The sequence below is a fragment of the Vibrio tapetis subsp. tapetis genome (genome assembly GCF_900233005.1).
Taxonomy (GTDB): domain Bacteria; phylum Pseudomonadota; class Gammaproteobacteria; order Enterobacterales; family Vibrionaceae; genus Vibrio; species Vibrio tapetis.
Window position 1 is genome coordinate 1,123,475 of record NZ_LT960611.1, and the last position, 26,720, is coordinate 1,150,194.

Consider the following 26,720-nt stretch of genomic DNA (forward strand, 5'->3'; position numbering starts at 1 on the left):
AGAGGAGCATAACTCCTAGGTAAGCTAAATTCGCATAACTTGTTGTTGTGAAAATTAACATTAACAAGATATGAATGAGTATTTAATCTGAATGATTTTGGGGCAAATCCGTGTTATGCGTCTCACTTAACTGAGGTTCAAAACAACTGGTGCGGAACACAATATCCAAGTGGAGATCGTTGGACACCTGTTTTCTTACTAAACTCATGTGCAGTTCCCTATAGTATTTATATACCTTAGTAAAGTGCACATGGACTTGGATTGCTCTGCTTGCAGAGCCTGAGTGCTTGCTCTGCAAGCAAAATCAAGGTGAACTACGTTAAGCACCAGCTATTCTCATTGAACAAATCTCATGTGCAGTTCCCTATAGTATTATATATACCTTAGTAAAGTGCACATGGACTTGGATTGCTCTGCTTGCAGAGCCTGAGTGCTTGCTCTGCAAGCAAAATCAAGGTGAACTACGTTAAGCACCAGCTATTCTCATTGAACAAATCTCATGTGCAGTTCCCTATAGTATTATATATACCTTAGTAAAGTGCACATGAACTTGGATTGCTCTGCTTGCAGAGCCTGAGTGCTTGCTCTGCAAGCAAAATCAAGGTGAACTACGTTAAGCACCAGCTATTCTCATTGAACAAATCTCATGTGCAGTTCCCTATAGTATTATATATACCTTAGTAAAGTGCACATGGACTTGAGCTGCTCTGCTTGCAGAGCCTACTATTAATTAGTCATTGAACTATGTCCTGTTAACAAGATGCTTGCTCTCTATCGACTTAAGCATTTTCTCTACCTGTAAAATTCGACTCATGCAATGTTCATACGCCTGTGTTCCTTGTTCTACCAACGGAATAATTTGGTCAACATCTACCTCTTCTGAGTTTTGCTGTAACTTCTTTGCTGCATCTTTAAGCTGTTTATAACTTTCTAGGTATTTTTTAGTTTGCTTGTTCATAGCATTCTCCAGTTAAATTTTTAGCTATAAAAGAAACTTCGCCATCGAAGAATCTGATTTTTACACTTTGTGAGTTTTCGGAAACAGAATTAGATCTCTTAACAACATGCCCTTTTTCATCAAAAACGAGTGCATAGCCCCGTTCAAGCACTCTTCTATGATCGTAAGCAGACAAAATATTCGCTCTCATCTGAACGGCTTCAGATTGTGATTTTGCCGCTTCATTAGCTGTGTTAAAAATGGAAGTTCTAGCGGTGAGCAATGCTCCTTTGACTTCTTTACTTATTGCTTTAGCACTCAAAAAGACTGTAGGTAACATTGAAGAAATGTCATTTCGACTTCTATGCACATCTCTAGAAACAGAGTCGACAATTCTTGATAAATCATTGCGCGTTCTTTCTTTTGAGAGAGATAAGCAATTTCGTCCATCATTATGCAACTGAGCATAATGATGAAATAGATCTGTCAAATTAGCACTGACCTGTCGGGAGCATGTGGACATAACAGAACGATATGTTGCATCCATTTTTTCTTTCGAGAATTCAACTAATATTTTGGCAAAACGATAGCTCTCAAAATGGGTAGCCTCTACGTTGGATTTTGCATTCTGATATTTTATCTTGGCATCTCTGAGTACATCATAATGGCGGTTCTCTACCGTTCGTTTTGCTATATCTAAAGCGGCCCTTTTATTGTCATGTAAAAATTCACGATGATGTTCAATCTCAATTTTTTTTCTAGAACAATAGGTATTACAGCTATTTTGGAGGCTTGATACTAACTTTCTAACACTCTGTGCATGCAAGATAATTTCCTGTTCAATATGGGAAATCACCATAGATGGCGTCGAAAATTGACGATTCGCTAGCTCATCGAGTATCAAACGATCTGTTTGATGCCCAAGTCCCGTAAAAACTGCAAATGGACTTCGACACACACATCTGGACACTCTCATATCGTTAAGAATGTTAAGACTCGCAGACTCACCACCGCCTCGTATCAGACATATCACATCGTAGTCATTCCCACTTTTTACAACATGATGAAATGCCTCGACAAGCGAATTGGTTTGACTAAAATTTGCATAGAAGTAATCAAAGAAGCAAATATTGTGACTGGTGAGCTGATCTGCTTTTGAAGTGAAGTCCGCGAGGCCAGAAGAGTTTTTAGGGCCAATCACAGCGACACGGCAAAACTCACGAGGGGATGGTAGATCGACATTTAAACGTATCTCGTTAAGTGCTGTTAATCGTTTTTTAATTTCGCGAAGTTTTAGTTCATGTTCGCCAATCTGGTACTTAGCACTAATATTATGAATAATTAACATCAACCCATGACTTTTATGATAATTGACGTTAACTTGCATCATTACCTTCAATTTATCGGTAAGCTTCACCTCAGTCAGCTGCTCAAATTCGTCAATTTTATACAATTGATTCTTATACATAATGGCCGTTGCTTTTGAGAGTGATTGATTTTTTTCTGACTGGGTTTCAGAATCAACTAACTCTAAATACAAATGTCCATTTGCACTCTTTTTAACTCGTGATATTTCCGCCGTGATCCACTGTAATTCACTGAAGTGCCCTTTTATAACGCCCTCAACATGACTGAGCAACTGGCTCAATGAAATATGTTCAGTTTTGCATCCTGACATAATCTTCTCCATAAGTGAGAAAGTGAGCAAATCAACACGTGGCCCCTATCATAATAATAGTGACCACGTTTCTGCACCTATAGAGCGAGTAAATCCGTAAACCTAATGACATTGCTCGCATGCAATGCCTCGCTACAAACCTCGTAATTTCTGTCATCTTGTATACAAACGATATCCAAGTTTTTGTCATTTCTAACAATATTCGACGCGCGAGTCGTGAACACAATCTCGACATCTTCACCCGCTTCAACATTGAAAAAGGTTGCAAGCTTTGTGTTCTCGCTAGCATCCAGGACGAAATCAGTCGCACTGAAACATCCATTCCAGTTCAACTTGGAACTGTTGAGAATTGCATACTGAGTCATTAATTGAGTTACATTATATGGCAATGTTGCTCTTGATTGATTGAGAGGATATGAGTAAGTAACTTGCCCCGTCTGAAGCTCAACACCAATGACCGCAGAGCCTAAGCGACAGATAGTCTTATCTTGATCAGGTCGACAACGTTGATGAATTTTCGAACCAAATTCTAGGTACATCTCGATACTAATATGGATCGTATGTCCGTTTTCGAATTGACGTAATAATTGGTCCAAAGCGTTGATTTCCCGAAAATCTGCACACGTTATAAAAAAATCCACATCCAAAAAATTTGATAAAAATGGGAATTTTTTATTCAACTCTCTTCGACGAAGTTCAGGTGTCACCCTCATGGCAACAACCGCCCCCATGAGAATATCGAGATTGCTTTCATCCATTGAAAGCTTGTTAGAGATTCTCATCCTATGATCCAAATACTCATTTGAATCAAGATTTTTTAGTTCACTGACTGTCAGCAGTACCTGTGCTTGACTGGTTTTATGTTCACTCATGAGATTAGTCCTTTAATTTACGGTAGAAAAGATCGGAACATTGCAGCTCAACACGAATGTGAGCAAGCAATGTAGAGTAGATTTTGGAGATGTGAGAAGCTTGAAATTTTGATTGATCAGCGCTGTATAAAGTCGAGCTATAATCAGTTTTAAGCTGTGGGAATTTATTATCTGTTCAGACGGAAATAGACCTTGCACGAGGTGCAATGTGGTCCGATGTGATGATGATGATGATGATGATGAAAAAAATAATGGCATAACAAACACTCCTATCCAAAACAAAAAAACACACTACTGGTGTGGTAAACCAGATTCCCAACGATTATCAAGTTGGGTATTACTAAATTGTATTTTGTTTTTATTTTGAATATTTTGTGCTTGTCTACGCTAGAGTGCCGACGCAACCTAGCTAGATGAGCTGAATCGAATTGGGCAAAGCAAAAGAATTTTGCTTTGATTCCGCTGATTCAACTTCAGTATTAACAACTAATAAGCACAAGTCAAGCAAGATTTATATCTTTTTTATTCGTTATGTAAGATGAAAAATCTAGTCAACTAGAAATATGAGTAAATATAAGGCGTAGAGGGCGGGTTGTGTCTCGATTAAATGATTGATAACTCTAAAGCGCGAAATACCACGCCGAAAGTAACACTGGCTCCACGATTTCACACCTACGACACGTTTGTTCAATTACGATTAACCCAAAGGCTCAGCGAATGCTAAGCCCTACCGTGCTCCATTTATTGATTATGCAAAACACCCTCGCCCTCACCGAGGTTAAGGGGCATTAATTCACCTTATAATGGCGGTGCTTGTAAAGATTCAGGCGTTCCAGCTCTGATTTTACTGCGGGGTTTTGCATCAATTGTAAGAAGTCGTCGAGCATCATCTGCGCATTCTCCTCAACCGTCCTTTTTTCAGCCTGCGCAAACGCTTCGTACTGTTCATCGTTCATTAATTCAATAACTTCGCTCTTGTTGTGGGTTTCAAGATCTAAAGCATTTTTTATGCGCTTCGCCATCGACGAATCCAGTAGCATAAAAGTTTCCTGCTCAAATTCTGAGCGACATAACGCAGAGATTTTATTCGCAACTCTCTGACTAATGCGTTTCAAAAAACTCGCTGAGGTCATGTTATACCCCGCCTGAACATCAGACTTATTGACCTGCATCTTGTGAAAAACGAGGCGTTTTATCTCATAGTCTTTAAGACCAACCTCGGCCGCTTTTTGTTGAAACATCGCTCGAAAACTGGCTGCCGTGATCCGCAGATCGGTCAACCCCTCTAAGCGATCAATAAACAAGGTAGGGTTGGGTTTCATCTTGTTATTTAAGTAAGCGTTGCAAAACAGGTATCGTTCACATGCCAAACGGGCAATGTCTTCATCACGTTCATCTTGAAGCGTTTTAATTTTGTTAAGATCCACCGCTTTCTCTGCTTTTATCTTCTCGACCTGGCGCTCAAATGGCTCTGCAATTTCATCTCGATAGCTTTGGTAGAGCGTATCCAACGCTTTGATCACTTGAAAGCTTTGCTGATTCAAATACAACACAAAGTGCTCGTCATTGATCCCTGCCCCATTTTTGATGTTTTGACGCTGGCTTGCTTTCCAAGTGATCGAGCCTTCTTTCATGCTAATTTGTGACCACTCTATCCTTACCGCATCTTCTGGGCGAAAACCTGTATAGAGCAAAAATTCGTAAAACAGTGAATTGAGCTTATAGCTGCGGACATCTTTGTGAACGTTGCGCGTATTCCCTGAAGTATTGTCTAGACGATAGCTGCGAAGCTCTTGCAGTCCTCGCCACAACGTGGGGTAACATTGATCAGGCAGCGTTTTGTCTTTTCGAACCGAATTCCCACCAGGGTTACACCAAATTTTTTCTTTTGAGAAGAGCGTGATCGGATTTCTCATGCTCCACTCGGGATCGCGCTCTTGCATGAGCAGGTTCCCTTTATCAATCAAGGTTCGCACATAGGTAAACACTTTATCGGCCTGACGGCCCGTTGACGTCTTACCTACGGCTTGGTTATTCAGATCAATGGCGGTTTTCAAATCCGCGTGCAACTGCTTGGCCTCGGTGTAATTCAGACTATCAAAATCACGGTCAAGAATCCCCAGCCCCACAAACGTCCCCTTTGTCGAACGTGGTGCTCGATGATGATGATCCTGTCGCTCTTTTTGATATTGGTTGTAGTCGCGTTGCTTGCCTAAGTAATTAAACGCGACCGCGTCATAATCCGCGACGGTACCAGGCTTTAACTTTGAGCCTCGCTCACTTCGAACGTGCAACTCATGCAATTGACGAAACGTTCGAACGGCTTTGTTTTCACGAGTGTGCGTTTTGGGGGGGACTTTATTTTTCTCAATGAATTTGGCTTTAAGGTAGTGGGCTTCTTCTCGCGCTTGCAACAATGAGACCGTACGTGCATTACCCACCACTTTCGCGCTCTCATTCGACCATTTTCCTTGGTCGTCTTTTAATCGATAGGTGATGTAGTATGACGCGCTGCCAGAAGCACGCACCTCCAATTTTATCCCCTCTGAGTTCGATGACGTATCTTTGTACTTCAGCACGGTTTTCTCATACCCTTCGATGCTCGCCAGAGCAAACACCTTTTTAAGCTGCGTTTGAACCGCCGTGTCACTGAAATCGAGCGAGCATATCGGCTGCACGATCTTGAGTACCTCTTTGGGCGGAAGCCAGTTGCGCTCAAGCGAATACTCTAATCTGACCGACAGCAGCTCAACCCGTGCCATTTCTTTTAATAGCGCATCGTGATCTTGCATGCGAGGCATCACACCAAGCACATAGTGCCACTGCACATTCAGCGGAAACGCCTTCGGCCGCCCAATCCAAAGCAGCTCTACATTCGCCTTTTTAACGTTGATAACGACAGGACTGTCTGAGGCACAATAACGACCAACAAGTAATGTGTCCGAACTCAATTGCGCCAATAATTCAGCCACATTTCCGTTAAAAGTCTGTACGTGCATAACTATTCCTTTGCATAATCATTCGAGGGTGAACATCGACTCACTCTACGACAAAATCAGCAAAGAATCAGCATAAAGATTTAGACTATTCAATTGACTCAAAAACAAACACAGATATAAAACAACAAAAAAGCCAGTTAACCCACTGGTTTAACTGGCTTTTATATGTATAACAGGCGAAATAGTCAACCGATTAGTTTAAATGAATAATCAATAACTTAGCATAGGGCAGGGAATTATTCGCTTTGCCAACATGCGAAAGCCTCCTGTGCGTTAAATTTTCCATCAAGTAGTGCGCGGCCAACAATAACGCCTGCGACACCACTGCCTTTTAGTGCTTCGATATCATCTAAACTGCCAATACCGCCCGATGATTGAAATTGTACCTGTGGGTATTCACGGCAAAGATCAACATAGAGTTCGACATTTGAGCCCGTTAATGTTCCGTCACGGGATATATCGGTACACAGAACGTGTTTAAGACCAACCGTCAGATAATCATCCAGTAAAGCCTCAATAGTCACCCCTGAGTCTTCTTGCCAGCCAGAAACCGCAACATTACGAATGCCATTACTATCAATGTTTATGTCCAAAGCAAGAACGATTTTCTCTGCTCCGTACTTTTGCATCCAGCCCTTTACTAACTCTGGCTGTTTTACGGCGGTTGAGCCAATCACGACTCGCTGGGCTCCCGCTTCTAATAGGTCAATGACGTCTTGTTCACTGCGAACACCGCCGCCTATCTGAATATTGGCTGGCGTACTTGCAAGCAACTGGGTAATCAACGTTAACTGACGTGCCGATGTATCCTTTGCACCCGTTAAGTCGACTAAGTGCAGCCAATTCGCACCAGCTTGGTGGTAGAGGTTAAACTGCTCCGCTGGATCGACTTTATACTCTGTTACTTGCCCATAGTCGCCCTGAAATAGACGGACAACTTGGCCTTCAATTAAATCTAATGCTGGGATAATCATAAAAATCCTTTTATAAACAGGCGAAAGAAGGCGCTAGGGTGAAGGCATAAGGCATTAAAAATACGCCACGTTGTTTTATCACTTTGCCTTCGACCTCCCGAAAAGCGGGGCCTTAGTCCTGCTATTTTCTATAACTCTAAGAAGTTCTGTATTAGCTTAGAGCCAACCTTACTGGAACGCTCAGGGTGAAATTGAACCCCATAATAATTTCCGCTTTGTAACGCCGCAGTAAATGGGTTGCCATAGTCACATTGCGCAATGGTGTATTCACCAACTGGCATCGCAAAACTATGAACAAAATAGAAATACTCACCAAGCTCTATGCCCTTAAACAACGGATGATCGGGCAACGCTTTAACGGTGTTCCACCCCATATGAGGAAGCGGTAAATCTCCGGTTTCCAGTAAACGAACTTCACCATCACACAGCCCCAAGCACGCTACTTGCGAGTTTGCTGCTTGGCCTTTTTCTTGTGATAACTTGCCAAGTAATTGCATACCTAAGCAAATCCCAAGCAGCGGCTTTTCTACTTGCTTTACCAATTCAATAAGGTCACGTTCAGCAAGGTTTTTCATCGCTTCACTTGCCGTGCCTACTCCCGGCAGAAACAGTTTATCCGCCGCCAAGACCACATCTGGATCTTTGGAGATTTCAACACTGCAACCAAGACGCTCTATCGCAAACTTTACTGACGAAACATTGGCGCATCCGGTGTCGATAATGACAACTTTTTGGTTACCAATAGACATTACAGTACCCCTTTACTACTCGGTAGCTCGGTTCCTTCCACTTTAATCGCCTGACGAAGTGTACGCCCGAACGCTTTAAACAAGCTTTCTATGATGTGGTGGTCGTTGTCACCGAACGAAGATAAGTGCAAGGTACACGCTAACGTATCAGTCAATGAGCGGAAGAAGTGCTCTACCATTTCTGTAGACAAATCCCCTACTTGCTCACGGCTAAACTTGGCGTCAAATTTTAGGTAAGGGCGACCAGACAGATCCAGACCACATTGCGCTAGGCATTCGTCCATCGGCAAGCTAAAACCAAAGCGGCCAATCCCACGTTTGTTTCCTAGAGCTTCTTTTAGTGCCTGCCCTAAAGCCAGCGCTGTGTCTTCGATAGTGTGATGGTCATCGATGTGCAAGTCACCTTTTACCGTCGCTTTCATCTGAAAGCCACCGTGAGTCGCGATTTGATCTAACATATGGTCAAAGAAACCCATACCGGTACTAATTTCATTGCCACCCGATTCATCCAAATTGATCGCAACTCGAATATCCGTTTCTTTCGTTGTACGTACGACTTCTGCAGTACGTGCATTGACCGTTAAATCTTTAAGTATCGCTGGCCAGTTCATGGTTTCAGGGTGGTATTGGATACCACGAATAGCCATGTTTTCTGCCAGTTGAAGGTCGGTTATTCGATCGCCAATAACGACCGATGATTTGAAATCTACTTTCCCACCTTGCAGGTACTCTTTTACCATGCCCAATTTTGGTTTGCGGCAAGAACAGTTGTCTTCGTCGAAATGCGGGCAAATTAGCACGTCGTCAAACTTTACGCCTTGAGATTCAAAGATCTCCATCATCATGTCTTGTGGCGCATCAAAGTCAGCCTTCGGGTAGCTGTCTGTTCCGAGTCCGTCTTGGTTGGTTACCATAACTAAACGATACCCCGCATCCTGCAATGCAAGCAGGGTTGGAATAACCAATGGTTCAAATTTCAGCTTGTCCAAACGATCAACTTGAAAGTCGACTGGCGGTTCAACGATCAATGTGCCATCGCGGTCAATAAATAGAATTTTTTGTTGTGTGCTCACTATGACTTCCTTGCTTAAGCGACATTTTTTGATAATAGATTACGAATAAACGCAACTGTCTTTTCGCATTCGTCTCGGTTACCAACACTAATACGAACACAGTTTTCAATGGGTGAGTTACGAAGGATAATGCCTTGCTCCCACGCTGCTTTGAATACTTCATCACCATTGGTGAATTTGACTAACAAGTAGTTCCCCCAACCTTCAAACACCTCAACGCCTGCCAACAGGCTCAATCCAACTTGTAGATAAGCACGGTTGGCATTCAACTCGAGTGATTGGTACTTCATACGAGCAAGACCCGCTTCTGATAACGCTTGAATAGCAATATCGGCGACCGGAATAGGCACTGGATAAGGCGCAATGACTTTAAGCAGTATATCTATCAGTTCTTTATTTGCGAGCGTAAAGCCGCAACGTAGCCCTGCTAAAGCAAATGCTTTTGACATGGTTCGTAAAATGGCCAAGTTTGGATAACGTGCGAGTAAATCGACCGTCGAAACTTCAGGGCAAAAATCAATATACGCTTCGTCCATTACTACAATGGCTTTATCCGCCGTCATATCAAGCAAGGCTTCGATATCTTTACGGTTAACTACATTTCCTGTCGGATTATTTGGACTGCAGACAAAGACAAGTTTGGTGTTAGTTAGATTTTTTTCAATTTCAGATAAATTCAGTTGCCAATCCGCGGTAAGCGGTACGACTTTTTGCTCAACCCCTATGGTTTCTGCACTGATAGCATACATGCCGTAAGTAGGCGGACAGTACAAAATGGCGTCTTCATTTGGCTCACAAAAAGCTCTAATCAATAGCTCAATGCCTTCGTCAGCTCCACGAGAGGTCAGTACTTGTTCTTTATCTACTCCTGCGTAAGCAGCATAGGCACGAATTAATTCGTCTGGTTGGCACTCACTATAACGGTTTAGACGGTCATAACTTACTTTATAGTCGTTATCAAACGGAGACTCGTTGGCATTTAACCATACGTCACCACTGCCTCCGATGCGTCTTGCCGACAAATAAGGGGTCAATTTCTGAACTTGCTTTCTAGCCAGTTTTTCCATTACTGCAACTCCTATTATTCTTGGCTTTGAGTGAGCTTTTCTATACGAATAGTCACTGCGCGTTTGTGTGCATCTAGGCCTTCGGCCTCTGCCATGGTTACCACCGTCGGCGCCAAGTTTGTTAATCCCTCTTTAGAGAGCTCTTGTACGGTCATCCGCTTAGAAAAGTCCGCAAGGCCTAAACTAGAATACGTACGTGTATAGCCATACGTAGGTAAAACATGGTTCGTCCCAGATGCATAATCACCGGCCGATTCAGGAGACCAATCACCTAAGAAAATCGACCCTGCGTTATCAAGTAACGGCAACAACTCACGCGGGTTCTTGGTTTGAACAATTAGATGCTCTGGCCCATAGAAGTTTGAAATGGCGATCGATTGAGTTAAAGACTCTGCAATCACAATCAGGCTTGAGCCTAGAGCTTGTGCTGCAATATCTTTTCTCGATAATTGCGCTAACTGCTTTTGTACCGCATCTGTTACTTGATCAGCAAGCACCACCGATGGGGTAACAAGAACCACTTGAGAATCGGGTCCGTGCTCTGCTTGGCTTAGTAGATCGGCCGCAACGAAGTCAGCGTCTGCGGTTTCGTCCGCGATGACTAATACTTCAGAAGGGCCCGCAGGCATATCGATTGCTGCGCCTCTAAAATCGTTACTGACTTGGCGTTTTGCTTCAGTAACATAGGCATTACCCGGACCAAAAATTTTATCCACTTTGGTGACGGTTTCTGTACCGTAGGCCATAGCTGCGATCGCTTGACCGCCACCGACACTGAATATTTTGTCGATTTTGCACAGTTTTGCCACGTAAAGGATTTCGTCGGCTATTGGTGGTGGTGAACACAATACAACTTCGCGGCATCCCGCTATTTGCGCAGGCACACCGAGCATCAATACGGTAGAAGGCAAAGGCGCACTGCCACCTGGAATATAAAGACCAACTTTATTAATAGAGCGTGTCACTTGCTCACACACGACACCAGGTTGAGTCTCTACACGTAAAGGTTGAGGCTTTTGAGCATTGTGAAACTTAGCAATGTTTTGATATGCCTGTTGCAAGGCAGCCTTCATTTTCTCGGACAGACGCTCAGAAGCTTCATCAACTTGTTGACTGCTCACTTGAACGGATTCTAAGGTAACTGAATCAAATTTTTGAGTCAGCTCTATCAATGCTTGGTCGCCATTTTCCTGAACGTTTGCAATGACACTTGCAACCGCAGAAGTAATATTCGCGCCTTCGGTAATTGCTGGTCGCTCTAGTACAGAGTTCTGTTGCTCCTTACTTAACGACTGCCACACTAACGTTTTCATGGTGTTACTCCATCATCTTCTCAATTGGCAGTACCAAGATCGAACTTGCACCAAGCTCCTTTAACTGTTCCATCGTTTCCCAAAAGAGATTTTCGGTGCTAACAAGGTGAACAGCCACTCGGTTTTGCTCTGCAGATAACGGCAGTACTGTTGGATCTTCAGCGCCTGGTAGTAGATCTTTTACTTGCTGTAGTTTATCGGCTGGCGCGTGTAGCATGATGTATTTAGACTCTTTCGCCTGAATGACACCTTGCATACGAGTAAGTAGTTTTTCAATTAGCGCTTCTCTGTCTGCGTCAAATTCGCCGGCACGTTTGATCAGCGCCGCTTTTGAGCGAAAAATAACTTCAGCTTCTTTTAGTCCATTCGCTTCTAACGTAGCGCCTGTAGACACGAGGTCAGCAATGCCGTCAGCAAGGCCGGCGCGAGGGGCAACTTCTACAGAACCTGTCAGCATACAAGCGCTGAAGTCGACACCTTGAGAATCCATATAACGTTTAAGTAACTGAGGGTATGTCGTTGCAATACGTTTACCAGCGAGATCTTGTGGTCCGTTGTATTCTAAGTCTTTATCAATTGCGATAGATAGACGACAACCGCCAAAGTCCAAACGACGCAAAGAGGTAAACTCAGCTGGCTCCCCAAGAGATAAACGCTCTAGGCGAACTTCTTCTAATTCGTTCTCACCAATAAAGCCTAGATCAACAACCCCGTCCATAACTAAACCTGGGATATCGTCATCACGAACAAGCAATAAGTCGATTGGCATATTCTCTGAGTGAACAACCAGACGCTCACCCATGATGTTAAATTTGGCACCGCACTTTTTAAGCAGATCTTGACACTCTTTGCTTAGGCGTCCTTTCTTTTGAATTGCAATTCTTAGTCGTTGTGTTTGCATTGTATATTCCCTGTGCGAAATTCGGTAAATCGAATAAATAAAATTAAAAAACCCCCGAGAGATTCTGGTCTCTCGAGGGTCTAAATATTTTGTATTTGGACTTAACCACCGAGAGTTTTCCTTGTCTCTCGGTTACACGTAAACCTCCCGAAAGACTTAGTCAGGATGATGGCGATGATGAATGTTCATTGCTTGTTTACGCATAATTAGTATCTCCATGTGTTAACTTCACACTATCGAAGCCACTGCTATTTTGCAACCCTAAATTGGAAAAAACAAAAAAAAAAGGAAAATACCGGGTCTTCTCCTTTTCTCACTAACCTTGTGTTAGCCAACCAGTATTTCTAGCACGTAAGCTACTTTTAAATCGACGCTTCTTTGTTCGCTCTTGATTTAGCAAGAATTGACAAAATGAAACAGACAATGATAAAAGTGACACTCGCCGCTGAGAATGATAGAGAAACCGACGTCGTCATTCCCAATACGATAAAGCCAACACAAGAAACCAATGCAACCGAAATTGCATAAGGTAACTGAGTTGCGACGTGATCAATATGGTTACAACGAGCACCCGTTGAAGACAGAATTGTCGTATCTGAAATCGGCGAACAATGATCACCAAAAACAGAACCCGCTAGCACTGCGCCAAGCATAGGCAGCATTAATGCTAAGTCAGTCGCACCGGCCATATCACCCGCAATTGGTAGCATGATTCCGAACGTGCCCCAAGATGTACCCGTAGAGAACGCCATCAGACCAGCAAGCAGGAACAAAATAACGGGTAACCAATGTGGCCCGATATTACCTTGCACTTGCGACGATAAATAAGCCCCAGTCTTCATATCACCAATGACTGAACCAATGGTCCAGGCAAAAAATAGTATTAAGATGGCGCCGAACATAGATCGTGCACCTATCCACATGGTTCTTGTAATTTCAAGTGCCGGCAGTTTTTGACGAATGACCGTTACTAGAGCAAAAGCTAAACCAATTACACCACCATAACAAAGAGACTTACCGACATCGGTGTTTTCAAATGCACCTAATAAATTAAAGGCAATACCATCAGAAGCCAGAGCTTGTCCGCCGGTAAATATCATTGATGAAATAGTAGCAACAATTAATGCAACGATAGGCAGAACCAAATCTAGAACACGACCTTTATCGCTTTCTTCGATATCTAACTCTTCATTTAAGTCATGAGCTTCTTGGCTATCATTTTTACCACTAAAGCCGTGGCCTTGAGAAGCCTCTATTTCTTTTTTACGCATAGCGCCAACATCTAGTTGGAACCATGAAACCGCAAATACCATTAATAAAGCAAAGACTGCATAGAAGTTCATAGGTATTAGACGTAAATAGGCGCCTAACGCAGAATAGTCTGTCATACCATGAGTAATTAGGATGCCACCAATGATCGTCATAATATATGCACCCCAGCTAGAAGCCGGCATTAATACACACATTGGTGCTGCCGTTGAATCTAGAATATAGGCAAGCTTAGAACGAGAGACATAGAAACGGTCTGTTACTGGACGTGAGATTGCACCAACAGCAAGGCTGTTAAAATAATCATCAACAAATATAAAAACACCTAAAAATGCGGCTAATAGTTTTGCGCCACGTTTACTTTTTACTCTCTTTTGAGCCCACTCAGCAAATGCTCGAGTTCCTCCAGAAAGGGTAAGTAATGCCGTTGTCATACCGAGCAATAATAAAAATGCAACGATACTCATATTCCAACTATTAATACCTCCATCAGATATAACGAGGCCTGATACCGTGTCGGCTATATAGCCTGCGGTATTCGGAATAGACATATCATTAAGAAGGATGGAACCTAGGACTATGCCTACGCCAAGAGAAATTAGAACGCGTCTTGTAACAATCGCCAGACCCAACGCAACAAGCGGTGGTAATAATGACAATGAGGAGGATGTAAAATCGATTAAATTCATGATCTTCAAAAACCAATGTTTGGTTAGAGATCTACTGCAGATAGTCCAATAGTGGACATTAGTGTTGAACAAGCGAAAGGGAAGCCAAGCTTCACCTATGCCCTACAGTAGCGCTCCATAGTTTAACAACAATATAGACTATGGCAGTGTTATCCCTATTCGAAGATAACCCCAGCGGAGAGTCTTGATATTACTGACTCCACTTCGGCAACAACCCCTTTTTATGTTTCTCTCTGGTATCACCCTAAAAACATATACTGATGGTTCTTGCGCCTCTACCTTGAACGTTTTTGTTAACAGATAACAAAAAGCCCAAATCAGGTAAGCGAGATTCTACGGAATGCGACTAAATTTGCAACATAAAACTTCACTTTTCTACTCTCACACCAACTCATAAGCTAGAACCTATTACCACGTTAGCAGCTTAGTCCAGATACTTTAGACCCAGTTTAACCTTTGATTTAAATCTCATATTTATATTTATGCTTAATTACATTTTATTACTTTGCACTGAAAGACAATTACTACCATATATATTGAATTCTTTTTCTACGCTGTTATTATTAGATTGTTATCGTAATTATTCAAACAGGAATAACCATGTCAGATCTTGCTAAGACTCTACTTAATATCCGTAGCCTTCGTGCTTTTGCTCGTGAATTGCCACTTGAAAGCTTAGAAGAAGCACTAGAAAAACTAACTATTGTTGTTGATGAGCGTCGCAGCAGTGAAGAAGAAGAGCGTGCAGCGCAAGCTGAACGTAATGCTAAATTGGCTGAATACGCTGATATGATCAGCAAAGATGGCATCGCCATTGAAGACTTAATTGCCGCAATGTCTGGCAATGACAATAAAGTTAAAACGAAAAAGAAACGTGAACCACGTCCTGCTAAATACAAATACGAATTAAACGGCGAAGAGAAAACTTGGACGGGTCAAGGCCGTACTCCTTCTGCTATTCAAGAGCAATTAGATGCAGGTCGCTCTTTAGAAGATTTTCTTCTTTAAGAATTAACGTTTAGTTAAAAACATAAATAAAAAGAGCGCTTAATGCGCTCTTTTTTATTGGAACATTAAAGCGTTATATTATGAATAACGCCTCAATTATATATTTATCGATCCCAATACGCTTCTTCTAAGCTGTCTTCACGCTCTGGTAATCCACGCGAAAGTCGAGGTGAATGCTGAACCAACACTTCGTAACTCGCACGATTCGAGTACTTACATACTTGCGAAAATGACGAGTACGTCAAAAATGGAATTTGGTGTTTACTCGAGTTGGGAACATTATTTTTATGGTAACGATTAGCCGACATATCATGCAGCAATGCAGAGAGTGCAGCGTCACCAGCACCATTAGTGTTCTTTATTTTCTCAGGCCCACCCATATATGGAGCGATGTGTGAATATACTTTTACCGGATTTTCACTCGACGCTTTTTTTACAGGGCGACTAAACTCGTACTGATTAAATTCTGCAATAGCACCAGGTAACAAAGGAAGCGAAGTTTGGCGCTTCATGCTCTCTTCTGTATAACCAGCCATGTATAGACCAACGGGGCCTGCAGTACAAAGAACCAAATCAACCCACTCTAATGCTTTGTCTGATGCAAGCAATGGATCGCTTTCGCCAGTCAACGCTTCTGCTTCATCTTCATTCATTGCAACGACAGAAACATGGTCACGCAAAAATGCTTGCCAATACTCAGGGTCGTCTTGAATGACATACTTTGTACCCAACGTTAATACTACAGGTACGTCATATTGCTTTGCATACTCTATGGCTTTCATTGTAGCTTCTGGCATTGGATCACCAGGCTTACAACGCACCAAATACGCAGTTAAAACAAGAGCAGAAGCATTTTTAAATACAGATTCAGGAATACTTTCTGGTTGAAGTTGGTTCATTTGACCTTCGCTTATCGCAAAAGTACGTTCACCGTCTTCACTGATCAAGGCAAAGCAGCGTCCAATTGCGCCATCAACCCCTTGAAGATGATTAAGATCCATACGACTTGATGTGTTACATAGGTAACGGTAACCGTAGCTGCCTATTTGGATATCTTGGCTCATCACTCCAAGTAAAATAGATTTATCGTCGGCTAATACCGAATAGTTGTGCAATGTATTACCAATTGTGCCACCAGCGTATTCATTGGTCACTAATCCCTGAGATTTTAGTTCGCAATACAACTGCTCTGCGGTTTGGTCATCAATTACGAGCGAATGTCCCTTGCTCAAACCAAATTTCTCAATGAATTCATCCGTTACTTTAGCTTCGATATCCACCAAAGTCTGATCGATACCAACAACATGGATGCGCGACATTTTCTTACTGACTTGAGCTTGGCTTACCAGCGGATCACGAGCGTGAACTGGAAAATAATGTTTCGATTTACGTTGGCCAGGGAATTTCATATTTACACAGTCTTATATGAGGGACAATTCGGGTTCGAGATTGTAGCTTGCCAGTTTATTGGCATCAATAAGGATAACTATAGCAAACGATTGCGGATTGAAAATAAGCAATTTGACTAGATCAGTCGCAAGCTCCTTACGAGAAACTAGACCGCTTCGCTACTATAAAAAAAGCGAAATCCCAATATATCAGGCTTTCGCTCTTATAGTTTCTAGTTTCTAGTTTCTAGTTTCTAGTTTCTAGTTTCTAGAAAACATAATTGGATCAGTCTTGATCTACCATCCACTTTCGGAATTCTTTACGATCTTCTTTTGACGCTTTTAAATACCAAGCTTGCATCTGCTCTAAGGCTTGCGGATGAGCTACAGCTTGTGATGGTTTTTGTTGTTTAGGTGTCGCTTTAGCACTCTTAACAGCAGGCTCAACTTGACTCGCGGCAGCAACCGTTATGGCTGCAGGGCCAACATAAATGCCGTTTTGTTGGTTGTATTCTTTAACCAGTTCATCCATATCTGAGTATGGCATGAAGCCTTTTTTACCTTTCAATTCATTACTCTTGTAATCAATTGATTTCCCAGCTGAAGTTAGGCGCCATTTAGGCTCATTTTTAAATACTTGCTCAGCGTGCTGAATGCTGTGCACTTTAGGGTGGTTAATTTTTATATCATCCGAACCGGCTTCAAACGTAATGACAAAAGGGGCGGAAGTAAACTGGCCGTTCGAACTCCCCTTTCCGATATTTTTATCCATTTCAACTACGATTTGGTTTTGCCCCGACTTCAAAGCGCTTGGCTTCATTTTACTAACATCTTCTGAGCCATTAACCATCAACAGACTAACACCCTTCTCGGGAATAATATCAGCAGCTAGAACCGTTGAAGCCCACATCAAACTCAACGTGGTAATAGATTTAATAAACACTTTTTTGCTACACATAAACTCTCCAAACCGATGTCATAAAATATGTATTTGTTTGTCACTAACATGACGACTAGTCACCAAGATCTTTTAACTCCACATATGAAAAAGCCACCATAAAGGTGGCTTTAGAGTCTAACAGTTTCTAGCTAAACTTAGAAAGATGCTTTAATACCTACACCGTAACCAACTTCTTGCTTGTCACCATTGTTGCCACCGATTTCTACGTACGTTGTAGTAGAAGGAGCAATTGTGTAACCAGCATTCAAGAACCACTTGTTTAGCTTATCTTTAGAAGAATCATCATAGTTAGTTACACTAAAGCCTGTAGCAAATTTCCATGCGTTCATTGTATAGTCAGCTGCTAAAGCCATAGTGTTGTCTGTTTTGTCAGAACCAGTTTTAGGCGATGTTTTAGCCATGTAGTAACCAGCTTCTAGAGTTACATTTTCAACACCCTTATAAACACCTTCTAGAGCGCCTAAAGTTTCTTTAACACCAGCAATAGCGCCTTTTTCAAACTTAGCTTGACCCAAAAATGCGGTGAAATCAAAATCAGCTACACGGTAGCCTGCTTTCAAATCAAAATAACGGCCATCTTTACCCAGTAGTTTAGTCTCGTGCTTATCTTGAGTAAGAGCAAAAGATGCGTAGAAGTTACCTTTGTCTAGGTCATAACGAATTGCTTCATCAGAGTTGAAATCCATTTGTTTAACAAAAGAATTAACACCAAATAGGTAATCAGAGCCAACGCCTGCATCATCAAGAACTGTATCTAATTTACCAACTTTAAACGAACCAAATTGGTCATTATAAAAACCAACATAAACGTTTTTAACGCCAGCTTTAGAAGCAGCACGATCTTTTTCTACGCCAGTGAATTCCATGTAGAAGCCAACTTGAGTAGAATCGTCCATTGCGTAACGAGTATCGAAACCAAATTCTGCATCATCGATTTCTTGTTTTAGCTCATCACCATCGTTAGTGCCTTTTTTATAACGAACTTCGAAGTCACTTTTTACATTCACTGTAACACCGTCTTTGTTATAAAGTTCGATGCCTGCGTTTGCAGAACCAGCTGCAACCATAACTGCTAGAGCTACTAGAGTCTTTTTCATAATAATCCACTGCCTTTTCTTAGAATGGGAATTCCGTTTCGGTTCCCTTTTTGTTTTGTGTGGAGTCAATTCGACTAGAAAACCAATCAAACCGCTCCTAAAAATCTCGAGGTCTAGATTGCAAAATATTCTCCTCCCTGTCAAATGACTAAAAAAACAAAATAAAAAAACATCAACCATTAAAAATCAACAACTTACAATGATACAAATAAAATTTAGAGCAAAATCACATCAAAATCTCTAAAAAAAATAATACCTGTTATTTTTATTTTTTCAGGATAAAAATTTAATAATAACGATTGCGGAAGTTAATTTTAGAATTAACTTCCGCTCATATTATAATTTCAACATATAAAACCTGTTAATTAGTGACTACAAAACCCCCTCGGTAAGGTTCAGTTTTTTTTGTGATTGAGATCTAGATTTACCTAATAAATAAGGTAAATTCCCGTTTATCAGCGATTTTTTGGCAATGTGGTACAATAGCGGCGTCAAATATAGAGAACGAAAATGCTTAATCCAAACATTCAGAAATCCATCCGTGAAAGCTACCAGAACCTTCAACATCAACTTGAAAACTTTGTTCCTCGCCGAGCACAGAATTATCTTGTAGCAGAAATAGCTCGAACCTTAGCGGGTCAATATCACAAGACCAACCGCATTATGGTTGCGGAAGCCGGTACGGGTATTGGTAAGTCTATGGCTTATTTAATGAGCGCTATCCCTGTTGCTTTACATAGCAATAAAAAAGTAGTGATTTCTACTGCCACTGTTGCGCTGCAAGAACAGCTAATTAGTAAAGACCTTCCTCTCTATAGACGAATCTCGGACAAGCCATTTTCTTTTACTATTGCAAAAGGTAGGCAGCGCTATTGTTGCGCAGAGAAACTGGCAGCGGCTAGTGGTCAACAAGGTTCAGAGCAATTGGCCATGTTTGATAAAAAGCCAAGCACAAAAGACATCGAACTACTGGCACGCCTTTATAAGGCTTTTAATGAAAACAAGTGGGACGGGGAGCGAGATAGCTGGCCTTCAACCGTACCTGATTCCATTTGGCACTCCATCGTCAGCGACAAGCACAGTTGCAATAATAGCTTACCCACCCATCGTAACTGTCCGTTTCAAAAAGCGCGGACGCATCTCGATAAATCTGATGTGATCATTGCTAATCACAGTTTGGTGATGGCAGATGCGGATCTCGGTGGCGGTGTCATCTTGCCCGAGCCTGAACAAACCATCTTTATCTTTGATGAAGCCCATCACCTGCCAACCGTGGCTCGAGACCATTCGTCCGCGGCGGCAAGTCTAAAAGGGGCGGCAAGTTGGTTAGAAAAGCTCACTCAAGTATCGGCCAAGCTTGCAAGCCTTGCCGACGACAAACGTGTTTCTCGCTTTAGAAATGAGCTCCAAGAGTCGATTCAACTACTGATTCCATCGCTAAACCAATTGGCCAAACAAATCGATCCTGCAGCATTCAAGGAAAAAACACTGCGATTCGAGAATGGTGAACTGCCAGAATGGTTGGAGTTGGAGTCAAAAGAACTGAAAAAGATATCCGCCAAAGCATCACAGGCCATGGGTAAGATAGCCGATCTCATTAGCGAGCGCGTTAAAGATGGTGAACTCGCTACTAGGCTGGCAGAACCCGCACTAGCGGAAGCCGGTTTTTTCATCAATCGATTAGAAAATCTCGCGAAGGTTTGGCATTTAATGGCCGAGCCAATTCGCGAAAAAGGCGCCCCACTCGCTCGTTGGTTGTCCATCAGTGATGAACGCGAAGGCGATTTTGTGGTTTCGGTGTCCCCATTAGAAGTAGGTTGGAAGTTAGACCAAACAATATGGAGCCGATGCAACGGCGCAATTTTAGCGTCTGCAACAATCCGCGCATTGAATTCGTTTAGCTATTTTTGTCGTCAAGCAGGCATAAGCGATAAAGCAGAAGACGGTACTCAGTTTTTAGCGTTGGCGTCACCTTTCGACTATCAAAATCAAGCTGAGCTTTATATTCCTCGAATTAAGTGCGAGCCGTCGTCTCCGGAATACAGCGACGTGTTGGCAGAAAAGATGCCAGAGATTATTGTTGAAAATAAAGCGAACCTAGTTCTATTCGCTTCCTACTGGCAGATGAGGCAAGTCGCCGCTACGCTTGAAAAAACAAACACATCTAAAAACTGGAATCTGCAGATGCAAGGTGAAGCTTCCAGAACAGAAATTTTAGGCAAACACGCAAAACTGTGCGAAAAGCAAAAAACGAGTGTGCTATTTGGTACCAGCAGCTTTTCTGAAGGGCTTGACCTTCCGGGTGAGTTATTGGAGAACTTAATCATTACCAAAATCCCCTTCGCCGTGCCAACCTCACCAGTAGAAGAAGCCCACGCAGAATACATTGAAAGCAGAGGCGGTAACGCTTTTTTGCAAATATCAGTGCCAGACGCCAGTAAGAAACTGATTCAATCTGTAGGTCGATTGCTGCGTAAAGAAAGAGATTCTGGTAGAGTCGTGCTATTAGATAGGCGTATTGTCACTAAACGCTACGGAAAGTCCTTATTAGACTCGCTTCCTCCTTTCAAACGTAATATCGAATACTAAGAACAATAAATATGGAATTACTTGAACCAACAACCTTGGCATTACTCGCGCTGGTTGCCTTTCTTGCTGGATTTATTGATGCCGTTGCCGGAGGTGGCGGTATGCTAACCGTTCCAGCTCTACTTTCATTAGGCCTTCCTCCGCATGTCGCTTTAGGAACCAACAAGCTAGCCGCAACTTTTGCTTCATCGACTGCGGCATTTACGTATTACCGTAAACGCTTATTTCAACCTAAGTTCTGGTACAAGGCTTTCGTCGCTACGTTTATAGGCGCGACTATTGGCACATTAGCGGTTGATGCCATCAGTACCGATTGGCTCGAAAAAGCCCTACCACTGATCATTCTTTTAGCCGCGCTTTATACCATTTGGCATAAATCCCCTCCCAACGCAGGCAATGTCTTACCGACAGCGTGCCCGAAGCTGGATCGCAAGCAAACGATCCAGGGATTTAGCTTGGGTTTTTATGATGGTGTTGCCGGACCCGGTACCGGCGCATTTTGGACAGTAAGTAGCATGGCACTGTACAAAATCAATATTTTACTGGCCTCCGGTTTATCGAAAGCAATGAACTTTACCAGTAATTTAACCTCATTGGTGACCTTTGCTTTTCTTGGGCACATCAACTGGGTGCTTGGTTTAACGATGGGCGTTTGTCTCATGGCCGGTGCTTATGTTGGTGCTCACTCTGCGATAAAATTCGGTGCTACCTTTATTCGCCCAGTATTTGTCACTGTCGTGGTCATATTGGCGGGTAAGCTCGCGTTTGATGCCTGGTTTGTCGATGTATGGTTTCCTGACGAATGGTTTACCACCTTATGAGCCGTTTATCTTCTTTTGAACAACATTTAAATGATTTAGATCTTCAAGCAAAAAAACTTGATGCGCAACGCGGCGAACACCACAAGCCACTGTTTGATGAGCAACTATTTCATGGCGGTTCAACATTGCTTAGCCCGTGTATTGACGAAGCACGAGCCACTTTTGAAGCACTGAATAAAGAGAACTTAACGAAAACTCGAGCAAGCTTCCTAGCCGAGCACATGGTCGCACAAATTGCAGCCATTACTCGTGAGCTATCAACCGTTTCTATCCGTAGTAACGAAATAAAACACAGCAGCTACTACCGAAAACCAATTAACCAGCTGTATCAAGAATTATCTCAACACAATGAGTGGGAACGAAGGCTCAAACTGCAAGTCCATAACAAGCAAGCCGAGATGGAACAAGCCCCTGCCTACTTACAGCGACAAATTCAGAATGTCTTAATGACCGCAGAACAGCGCCTTGCTCGTTGCCAGCAGGCTAAAGTAAGCTTAGAAAATCGAATCCACTACAGAGAGCGAAATCAATAAATGAGTAAAAACACCACAAACAGCTTAGAACATGCACCAGACGATATTAAATTAGCCGTCGATCTGATCTACTTATTTGAAAATAATGAAGTCGACCCTCAAACCGCACTAAGTGCATTAAAAATCGTAGAGCAAGACCTACAAAGAAAACTGTCTATTTCAGAGTAACTCTGCGTTCTAACGCTTTTTCCCTAACAATTGGTTTCTGTGTTTTAGGTATTGAGTATTTGGTGACAACCAAATCGAAAGAAATGCATCATTAAGCTGTTCGTCCTTAATCACACCTAACGACGTGGCATTGTTTTGCCTGTCATACATGATGAACTCACCTGAGCTGCCATCCGTAATATAGACGAGGCGATCACCTTCGTTAATGTCTTGGTAAATTCTATCTAGCTTCACCAACCAACCTGATGTGAGTTCATCTGCGTACCCTAGCTTAGTCCACTGTTTCGTAGTCGCTTTCAACAGCTCATCTTTGGGAACATCACGTAAATAGCTGATCAATAACGCAAGAGCATGCGGTGTTACATCGCTACTTTCCTCATATACGCCAGTCGGTGTTTTTAACTCTGAATCAAAAAGATCAAAAAACAACCAAGACAAACTCGAAGTGCCAACCGTAGGCCAACCATTCCAGTCTTCATTATCTTGCGAATTGGGAGTGGAAGCTAAGCAGGCTCCACTGTAGAGCGTTATTACGATTAAAAGCCACTTCATAAACACCTCTTGCCGCTATTAAGACCCAGACTTAATAGAGCAAGAACTATTCCATGGTCATTTATTAACCAAAACTTGGCTTTAGGTTGCTGGTATAAAAAAGCCAGAAGCAAACGCTTCTGGCTCTATCAATTCTTTAAAATAAGAAAAACTTAGCTTGCTCGCAATGCATCAATTCGTTTGTCTAATGGCGGGTGACTCATGAGCAATTCTGTCATGGTTTGTTTACCGTTGATGCCAAATGCCATCATTGAGCCTTCTAATTGCGGTTCATGACTCACTTTAAGACGTTCTAACGCCGCTATCATTTTGTGTTTACCGACCAATTGTGCCGCACCTGCATCTGCATGGTACTCACGTTTACGGCTATACCACATAGTAATAAAGCTCGCTAGGAAGCCAAACACCAACTCCAGAACCATAGAAACACCGAAGTAAACCATCATATTGCTGCCTTGCCCTTCTTCGTCATCACCATTAGAAGCAACAATATTAGCAATAAAGCGGGAAAGGAATATAACAAACGTATTCACAACCCCTTGCATTAAGGTCATGGTTACCATGTCGCCATTCGCAATGTGACTGACTTCATGAGCCAATACCGCTTCTGCTTCATCGCGGGTCATGTTGTGTAACAAGCCAGTAGAAACGGCAACTAATGAGTCATTTCGTTTTGCACCTGTTGCAAATGCGTTAATATCAGGAGCATCATAGATTGCAACGGTCGGCATACCAATACCAACTTGTTGAGCTTGACGGCTCACTGTTTCCATCAACCAATGTTCTGTTTCGTTACGCGGGCTTTCAATGACTTGAGCACCGACAGAACGAAGCGCCATGCCTTTGGACATCATTAACGAAATGAGAGCGCCGCCAAAACCAAACACACCAGCTAGAACAATAAGCCCACTTAGGCTACCTGATTGAATCCCCGTTGTAGCATAAACAATATTAAGTACCACACTTAGCACTAACATTACGGCTAAGTTAGTAACTAAAAATAACATGACTCGCTTCATTTACTTTCTCCAAATCTAAGAAGCATTAACGCACCAGTCTTTTGCTGGGCTTTTACTACATATAGTGTCTATTTTTTTTAATACAAGGTTAAGTGTTAAATTGAAACATTTTGTTTTCAATTTACGTCTCAATTTCACTCTCATTGTATAAAGCTATTGATTGGTAGAGACTCATTTATTCAATCAACCTATCTACGACTATAGTCGTATTGCTCTTGTTATGGCACACGTTTACAGTGCAACTTATAGATAGAAGTTTAGTGTCTGAAGAAGCACAAAGTATTGAGCTTCTTCATAACATTTTTCCACGGAGATTGGACAATGACAGAGAACGGAAGTTTTCAAATGGCTATCGACATGTTGCGTTGCCACTTGGGGTTATCAGAAGATGAAGCCCGAGAAGAGCTAGGAATTCACAGTCAAGACAAAACGGAACAGCATATTATTGAAACTCAGTCTGCCGTTCTTGGTTTATTGCAAGAAAAGTAGAATTGACCAAAATTTAAAAGGGCTGCACTTTATGTGCAGCCCTTTTTGCATTTGACCATTGATCAAGACGGTTTACGTATGCCTTAGTTATTCAGCATTTTCTAAAGGAGAGAGATCAATATATTTACCAATGTCTTTTTTCTTTACATTCGGTACGTATGGGATCATACCGAGCTTAGGTGCTGGAATATTTTGTTCCAATGCTTCGATAATATCCGCGTAATGCTCAGTGCCAGGATTAATGCGATTGGCAACCCAACCCACTAAATTCAGCCCATCATTTTTAATGGCTTGAGCCGTTAAAAACGCATGACTTAAACAGCCTAGCTTGATACCAACAACTAACACAACTGGGAGCTGTTCTTTTTTAACCCACGTCGACAATTGATCAGTGTCTGACACTGGCACATACCAACCACCGGCCCCTTCCGTTAGAACAACATCGGCATTTTGCTTATGTTGAGCAAGTTTTTCACTTAGCACATCGTAATCGATAACCACACCATCGTGCTTGGCCGCAATATGAGGTGAGGTTGGTAAGGACAAGGCGTATGGATTGACATCATCGTAGTCAATATCTAACGTTGCCGCTTGTTGCAAATGCAGCGCATCTGAATTTCGTAGACCGTGCTCGGTTTTTTCACTTCCTGCCGCAATGGGTTTATACCCAATTGTCGACTTCCCCTTAGCGGCAATGGCTTGCAAAATTGCCTTTGAAGCAACAGTTTTTCCAACTTCGGTGTCCGTACCGGCAATAAAAAATGCATCAATCATGATGTAATCACTCCAAAACATACTTGATAGGTTGCAGGTAATAGACCCAGATGGTTTCTGAATTTTTGATATTCTTCTTCTACGCCACGTATTGAATGGCGAGTCGTTAACCCGTTCGTTCTTGCAGTTACATGTGTCGCACCAATGCCTTTTAAGTCCTTCATTAACTCAAAAGAAGATTGGTACCAAACCGTAACAGGAGTCGATTCTAGGTCATGGATCACATTTTCGGATTGCGCTAACGCAAGTTTTACCTGCTTTTCATGGAGAAACTCATTTACATGTTGATGAGAATCAATTTTACTCCATGCTTTTTTCAGCTCATTAAGTGAACCATCCAGTAACGAAGAAAAAACGATCGTTGCATTCAATTTAGCCACGCGTTTCATTTCAGCCAAAGGTACAGACAGATCCTCACACCATTGCAACGCCAAACTCGAGAACACAACATCAAATTCTTGCGTATCAAACGGTAAGTGTTCTGCGTCTGCTTCTACTGTGATCACATCCATTCCAACGCAACGCTTTCTGCATTGCTCTAACATCTGACCAGAAATGTCTACCGCAATGACTTTTGCCCCGCGTAAAGCGAGTTGATGAGAAAAATAGCCAGTACCACAGCCAACATCGAGAACACGATAGTTTGATAAATCTTGCGGTAATTTATCGAGTAAACGGTGACCGACCTTACGCTGAAATTCCGCATGTTGATCGTACTTAGATGCAGCACGCCCAAACGCTTCAATGATGGCTTGTTTGCGTTGCGTATTTTTAAATGCGTTGTCTTGTTGAGCTAACAT

At 42.3% G+C, this 26,720-nt stretch carries 24 protein-coding genes, 1 riboswitch and 1 other annotated feature; of the genes, 6 read left to right on the plus strand and 18 right to left on the minus strand.

Annotated features, from left to right (window positions below):
• Nucleotides 1-742: 742 nt before the first annotated feature.
• From xseB to VTAP4600_RS05010, 11 genes are all read right to left on the minus strand, one after another.
• Complete coding sequence (gene xseB, locus VTAP4600_RS04960; protein WP_102521773.1) at nt 743-958, minus strand: exodeoxyribonuclease VII small subunit; 216 nt, start codon at nt 956-958, stop codon at nt 743-745.
• Entirely contained in the window at nt 942-2,615 is a 1,674-nt protein-coding gene (locus VTAP4600_RS04965; RefSeq protein ID WP_172443073.1) for an exodeoxyribonuclease VII large subunit, read from the minus strand. The genes xseB and VTAP4600_RS04965 overlap by 17 nt, the downstream gene beginning before the upstream one ends.
• Nucleotides 2,616-2,692: 77 nt before the next feature.
• The gene (locus VTAP4600_RS04970) at nt 2,693-3,487 is read right to left on the minus strand and encodes a hypothetical protein (protein WP_102521775.1); all 795 of its coding nucleotides are present in this window, start codon (nt 3,485-3,487) and stop codon (nt 2,693-2,695) included.
• Nucleotides 3,488-4,275: 788 nt separating this feature from the next.
• Nucleotides 4,276-6,486: an Arm DNA-binding domain-containing protein gene (locus tag VTAP4600_RS04975; protein ID WP_102521776.1), complete on the minus strand. Its 2,211-nt coding sequence runs from the start codon at nt 6,484-6,486 to the stop codon at nt 4,276-4,278.
• Between the two features lie 236 nt (nt 6,487-6,722).
• Nucleotides 6,723-7,460: a 1-(5-phosphoribosyl)-5-[(5-phosphoribosylamino)methylideneamino]imidazole-4-carboxamide isomerase gene (hisA, locus tag VTAP4600_RS04980; protein WP_102521777.1), complete on the minus strand. Its 738-nt coding sequence runs from the start codon at nt 7,458-7,460 to the stop codon at nt 6,723-6,725.
• Between the two features lie 128 nt (nt 7,461-7,588).
• Nucleotides 7,589-8,203, minus strand: coding sequence for an imidazole glycerol phosphate synthase subunit HisH (gene hisH / locus VTAP4600_RS04985; RefSeq protein WP_102523912.1), 615 nt, complete (start codon nt 8,201-8,203; stop codon nt 7,589-7,591).
• A gap of 5 nt (nt 8,204-8,208) precedes the next feature.
• Nucleotides 8,209-9,282 (minus strand): bifunctional histidinol-phosphatase/imidazoleglycerol-phosphate dehydratase HisB, encoded by a 1,074-nt coding sequence (gene hisB, locus VTAP4600_RS04990; RefSeq protein WP_102521778.1) that lies wholly within the window; start codon nt 9,280-9,282, stop codon nt 8,209-8,211.
• A gap of 14 nt (nt 9,283-9,296) precedes the next feature.
• On the minus strand, nt 9,297-10,349 hold the full coding sequence (gene hisC / locus VTAP4600_RS04995) for a histidinol-phosphate transaminase (RefSeq protein WP_102521779.1): 1,053 nt from the start codon (nt 10,347-10,349) through the stop codon (nt 9,297-9,299).
• Between the two features lie 14 nt (nt 10,350-10,363).
• On the minus strand, nt 10,364-11,662 hold the full coding sequence (gene hisD, locus VTAP4600_RS05000) for a histidinol dehydrogenase (protein ID WP_102521780.1): 1,299 nt from the start codon (nt 11,660-11,662) through the stop codon (nt 10,364-10,366).
• Nucleotides 11,663-11,666: 4 nt separating this feature from the next.
• A complete protein-coding gene (hisG, locus tag VTAP4600_RS05005; protein ID WP_102521781.1) occupies nt 11,667-12,563 on the minus strand; it encodes an ATP phosphoribosyltransferase in 897 nt (298 codons plus the stop codon).
• Nucleotides 12,564-12,605: 42 nt separating this feature from the next.
• Nucleotides 12,606-12,744, minus strand: a sequence feature (His leader region).
• A 181-nt stretch (nt 12,745-12,925) separates the two neighbouring features.
• Nucleotides 12,926-14,521, minus strand: coding sequence for a Na+/H+ antiporter NhaC family protein (locus VTAP4600_RS05010; RefSeq protein WP_102521782.1), 1,596 nt, complete (start codon nt 14,519-14,521; stop codon nt 12,926-12,928).
• Between the two features lie 100 nt (nt 14,522-14,621).
• Nucleotides 14,622-14,807: riboswitch (Lysine riboswitch) on the minus strand.
• A 314-nt stretch (nt 14,808-15,121) separates the two neighbouring features.
• Here VTAP4600_RS05010 and VTAP4600_RS05015 point away from each other — a divergent pair.
• Nucleotides 15,122-15,529, plus strand: a complete 408-nt coding sequence (locus VTAP4600_RS05015) for an H-NS family histone-like protein (protein WP_102521783.1) — start codon at nt 15,122-15,124, stop codon at nt 15,527-15,529.
• Between the two features lie 104 nt (nt 15,530-15,633).
• Here VTAP4600_RS05015 and VTAP4600_RS05020 read toward each other — a convergent pair whose 3' ends face one another.
• The 3 genes from VTAP4600_RS05020 to VTAP4600_RS05030 form a co-directional block, all read right to left on the minus strand.
• Nucleotides 15,634-16,938, minus strand: a complete 1,305-nt coding sequence (locus VTAP4600_RS05020) for an inosine/guanosine kinase (RefSeq protein WP_102521784.1) — start codon at nt 16,936-16,938, stop codon at nt 15,634-15,636.
• A gap of 265 nt (nt 16,939-17,203) precedes the next feature.
• Nucleotides 17,204-17,875 carry a YccT family protein gene (locus VTAP4600_RS05025; protein ID WP_102521785.1) on the minus strand — a complete coding sequence of 224 codons (672 nt, stop codon included), beginning with the start codon at nt 17,873-17,875 and terminating at the stop codon, nt 17,204-17,206.
• Between the two features lie 137 nt (nt 17,876-18,012).
• The gene (locus tag VTAP4600_RS05030) at nt 18,013-18,975 is read right to left on the minus strand and encodes a porin (protein ID WP_102521786.1); all 963 of its coding nucleotides are present in this window, start codon (nt 18,973-18,975) and stop codon (nt 18,013-18,015) included.
• Nucleotides 18,976-19,485: 510 nt separating this feature from the next.
• On the opposite strand from VTAP4600_RS05030, the gene dinG reads away from it, so the two are divergent.
• From dinG to rsmS, 4 genes are read left to right on the plus strand one after another with little or no spacing between them, the layout of a single operon-like run.
• On the plus strand, nt 19,486-21,564 hold the full coding sequence (gene dinG / locus VTAP4600_RS05035) for an ATP-dependent DNA helicase DinG (protein WP_102521787.1): 2,079 nt from the start codon (nt 19,486-19,488) through the stop codon (nt 21,562-21,564).
• An 11-nt stretch (nt 21,565-21,575) separates the two neighbouring features.
• On the plus strand, nt 21,576-22,385 hold the full coding sequence (locus VTAP4600_RS05040) for a sulfite exporter TauE/SafE family protein (RefSeq protein ID WP_102521788.1): 810 nt from the start codon (nt 21,576-21,578) through the stop codon (nt 22,383-22,385).
• The gene (locus VTAP4600_RS05045) at nt 22,382-22,918 is read left to right on the plus strand and encodes a primosomal replication protein (protein WP_102521789.1); all 537 of its coding nucleotides are present in this window, start codon (nt 22,382-22,384) and stop codon (nt 22,916-22,918) included. The genes VTAP4600_RS05040 and VTAP4600_RS05045 overlap by 4 nt, the downstream gene beginning before the upstream one ends.
• On the plus strand, nt 22,919-23,086 hold the full coding sequence (gene rsmS, locus VTAP4600_RS05050; RefSeq protein ID WP_102521790.1) for a pleiotropic regulatory protein RsmS: 168 nt from the start codon (nt 22,919-22,921) through the stop codon (nt 23,084-23,086).
• Nucleotides 23,087-23,095: 9 nt separating this feature from the next.
• Here rsmS and VTAP4600_RS05055 read toward each other — a convergent pair whose 3' ends face one another.
• Both VTAP4600_RS05055 and htpX read right to left on the minus strand, forming a co-directional pair.
• Nucleotides 23,096-23,638 carry a chalcone isomerase family protein gene (locus VTAP4600_RS05055; RefSeq protein WP_102521791.1) on the minus strand — a complete coding sequence of 181 codons (543 nt, stop codon included), beginning with the start codon at nt 23,636-23,638 and terminating at the stop codon, nt 23,096-23,098.
• A gap of 152 nt (nt 23,639-23,790) precedes the next feature.
• Complete coding sequence (htpX, locus tag VTAP4600_RS05060; protein ID WP_102521792.1) at nt 23,791-24,657, minus strand: protease HtpX; 867 nt, start codon at nt 24,655-24,657, stop codon at nt 23,791-23,793.
• Between the two features lie 321 nt (nt 24,658-24,978).
• On the opposite strand from htpX, the gene VTAP4600_RS25900 reads away from it, so the two are divergent.
• Complete coding sequence (locus VTAP4600_RS25900; protein ID WP_172443075.1) at nt 24,979-25,146, plus strand: hypothetical protein; 168 nt, start codon at nt 24,979-24,981, stop codon at nt 25,144-25,146.
• A gap of 87 nt (nt 25,147-25,233) precedes the next feature.
• On the opposite strand, the gene bioD is transcribed toward VTAP4600_RS25900, so the two are convergent.
• A complete protein-coding gene (gene bioD, locus VTAP4600_RS05065; RefSeq protein ID WP_172443076.1) occupies nt 25,234-25,920 on the minus strand; it encodes a dethiobiotin synthase in 687 nt (228 codons plus the stop codon).
• Nucleotides 25,917-26,720: a malonyl-ACP O-methyltransferase BioC gene (gene bioC / locus VTAP4600_RS05070; protein ID WP_102521794.1), complete on the minus strand. Its 804-nt coding sequence runs from the start codon at nt 26,718-26,720 to the stop codon at nt 25,917-25,919. The genes bioD and bioC overlap by 4 nt, the downstream gene beginning before the upstream one ends.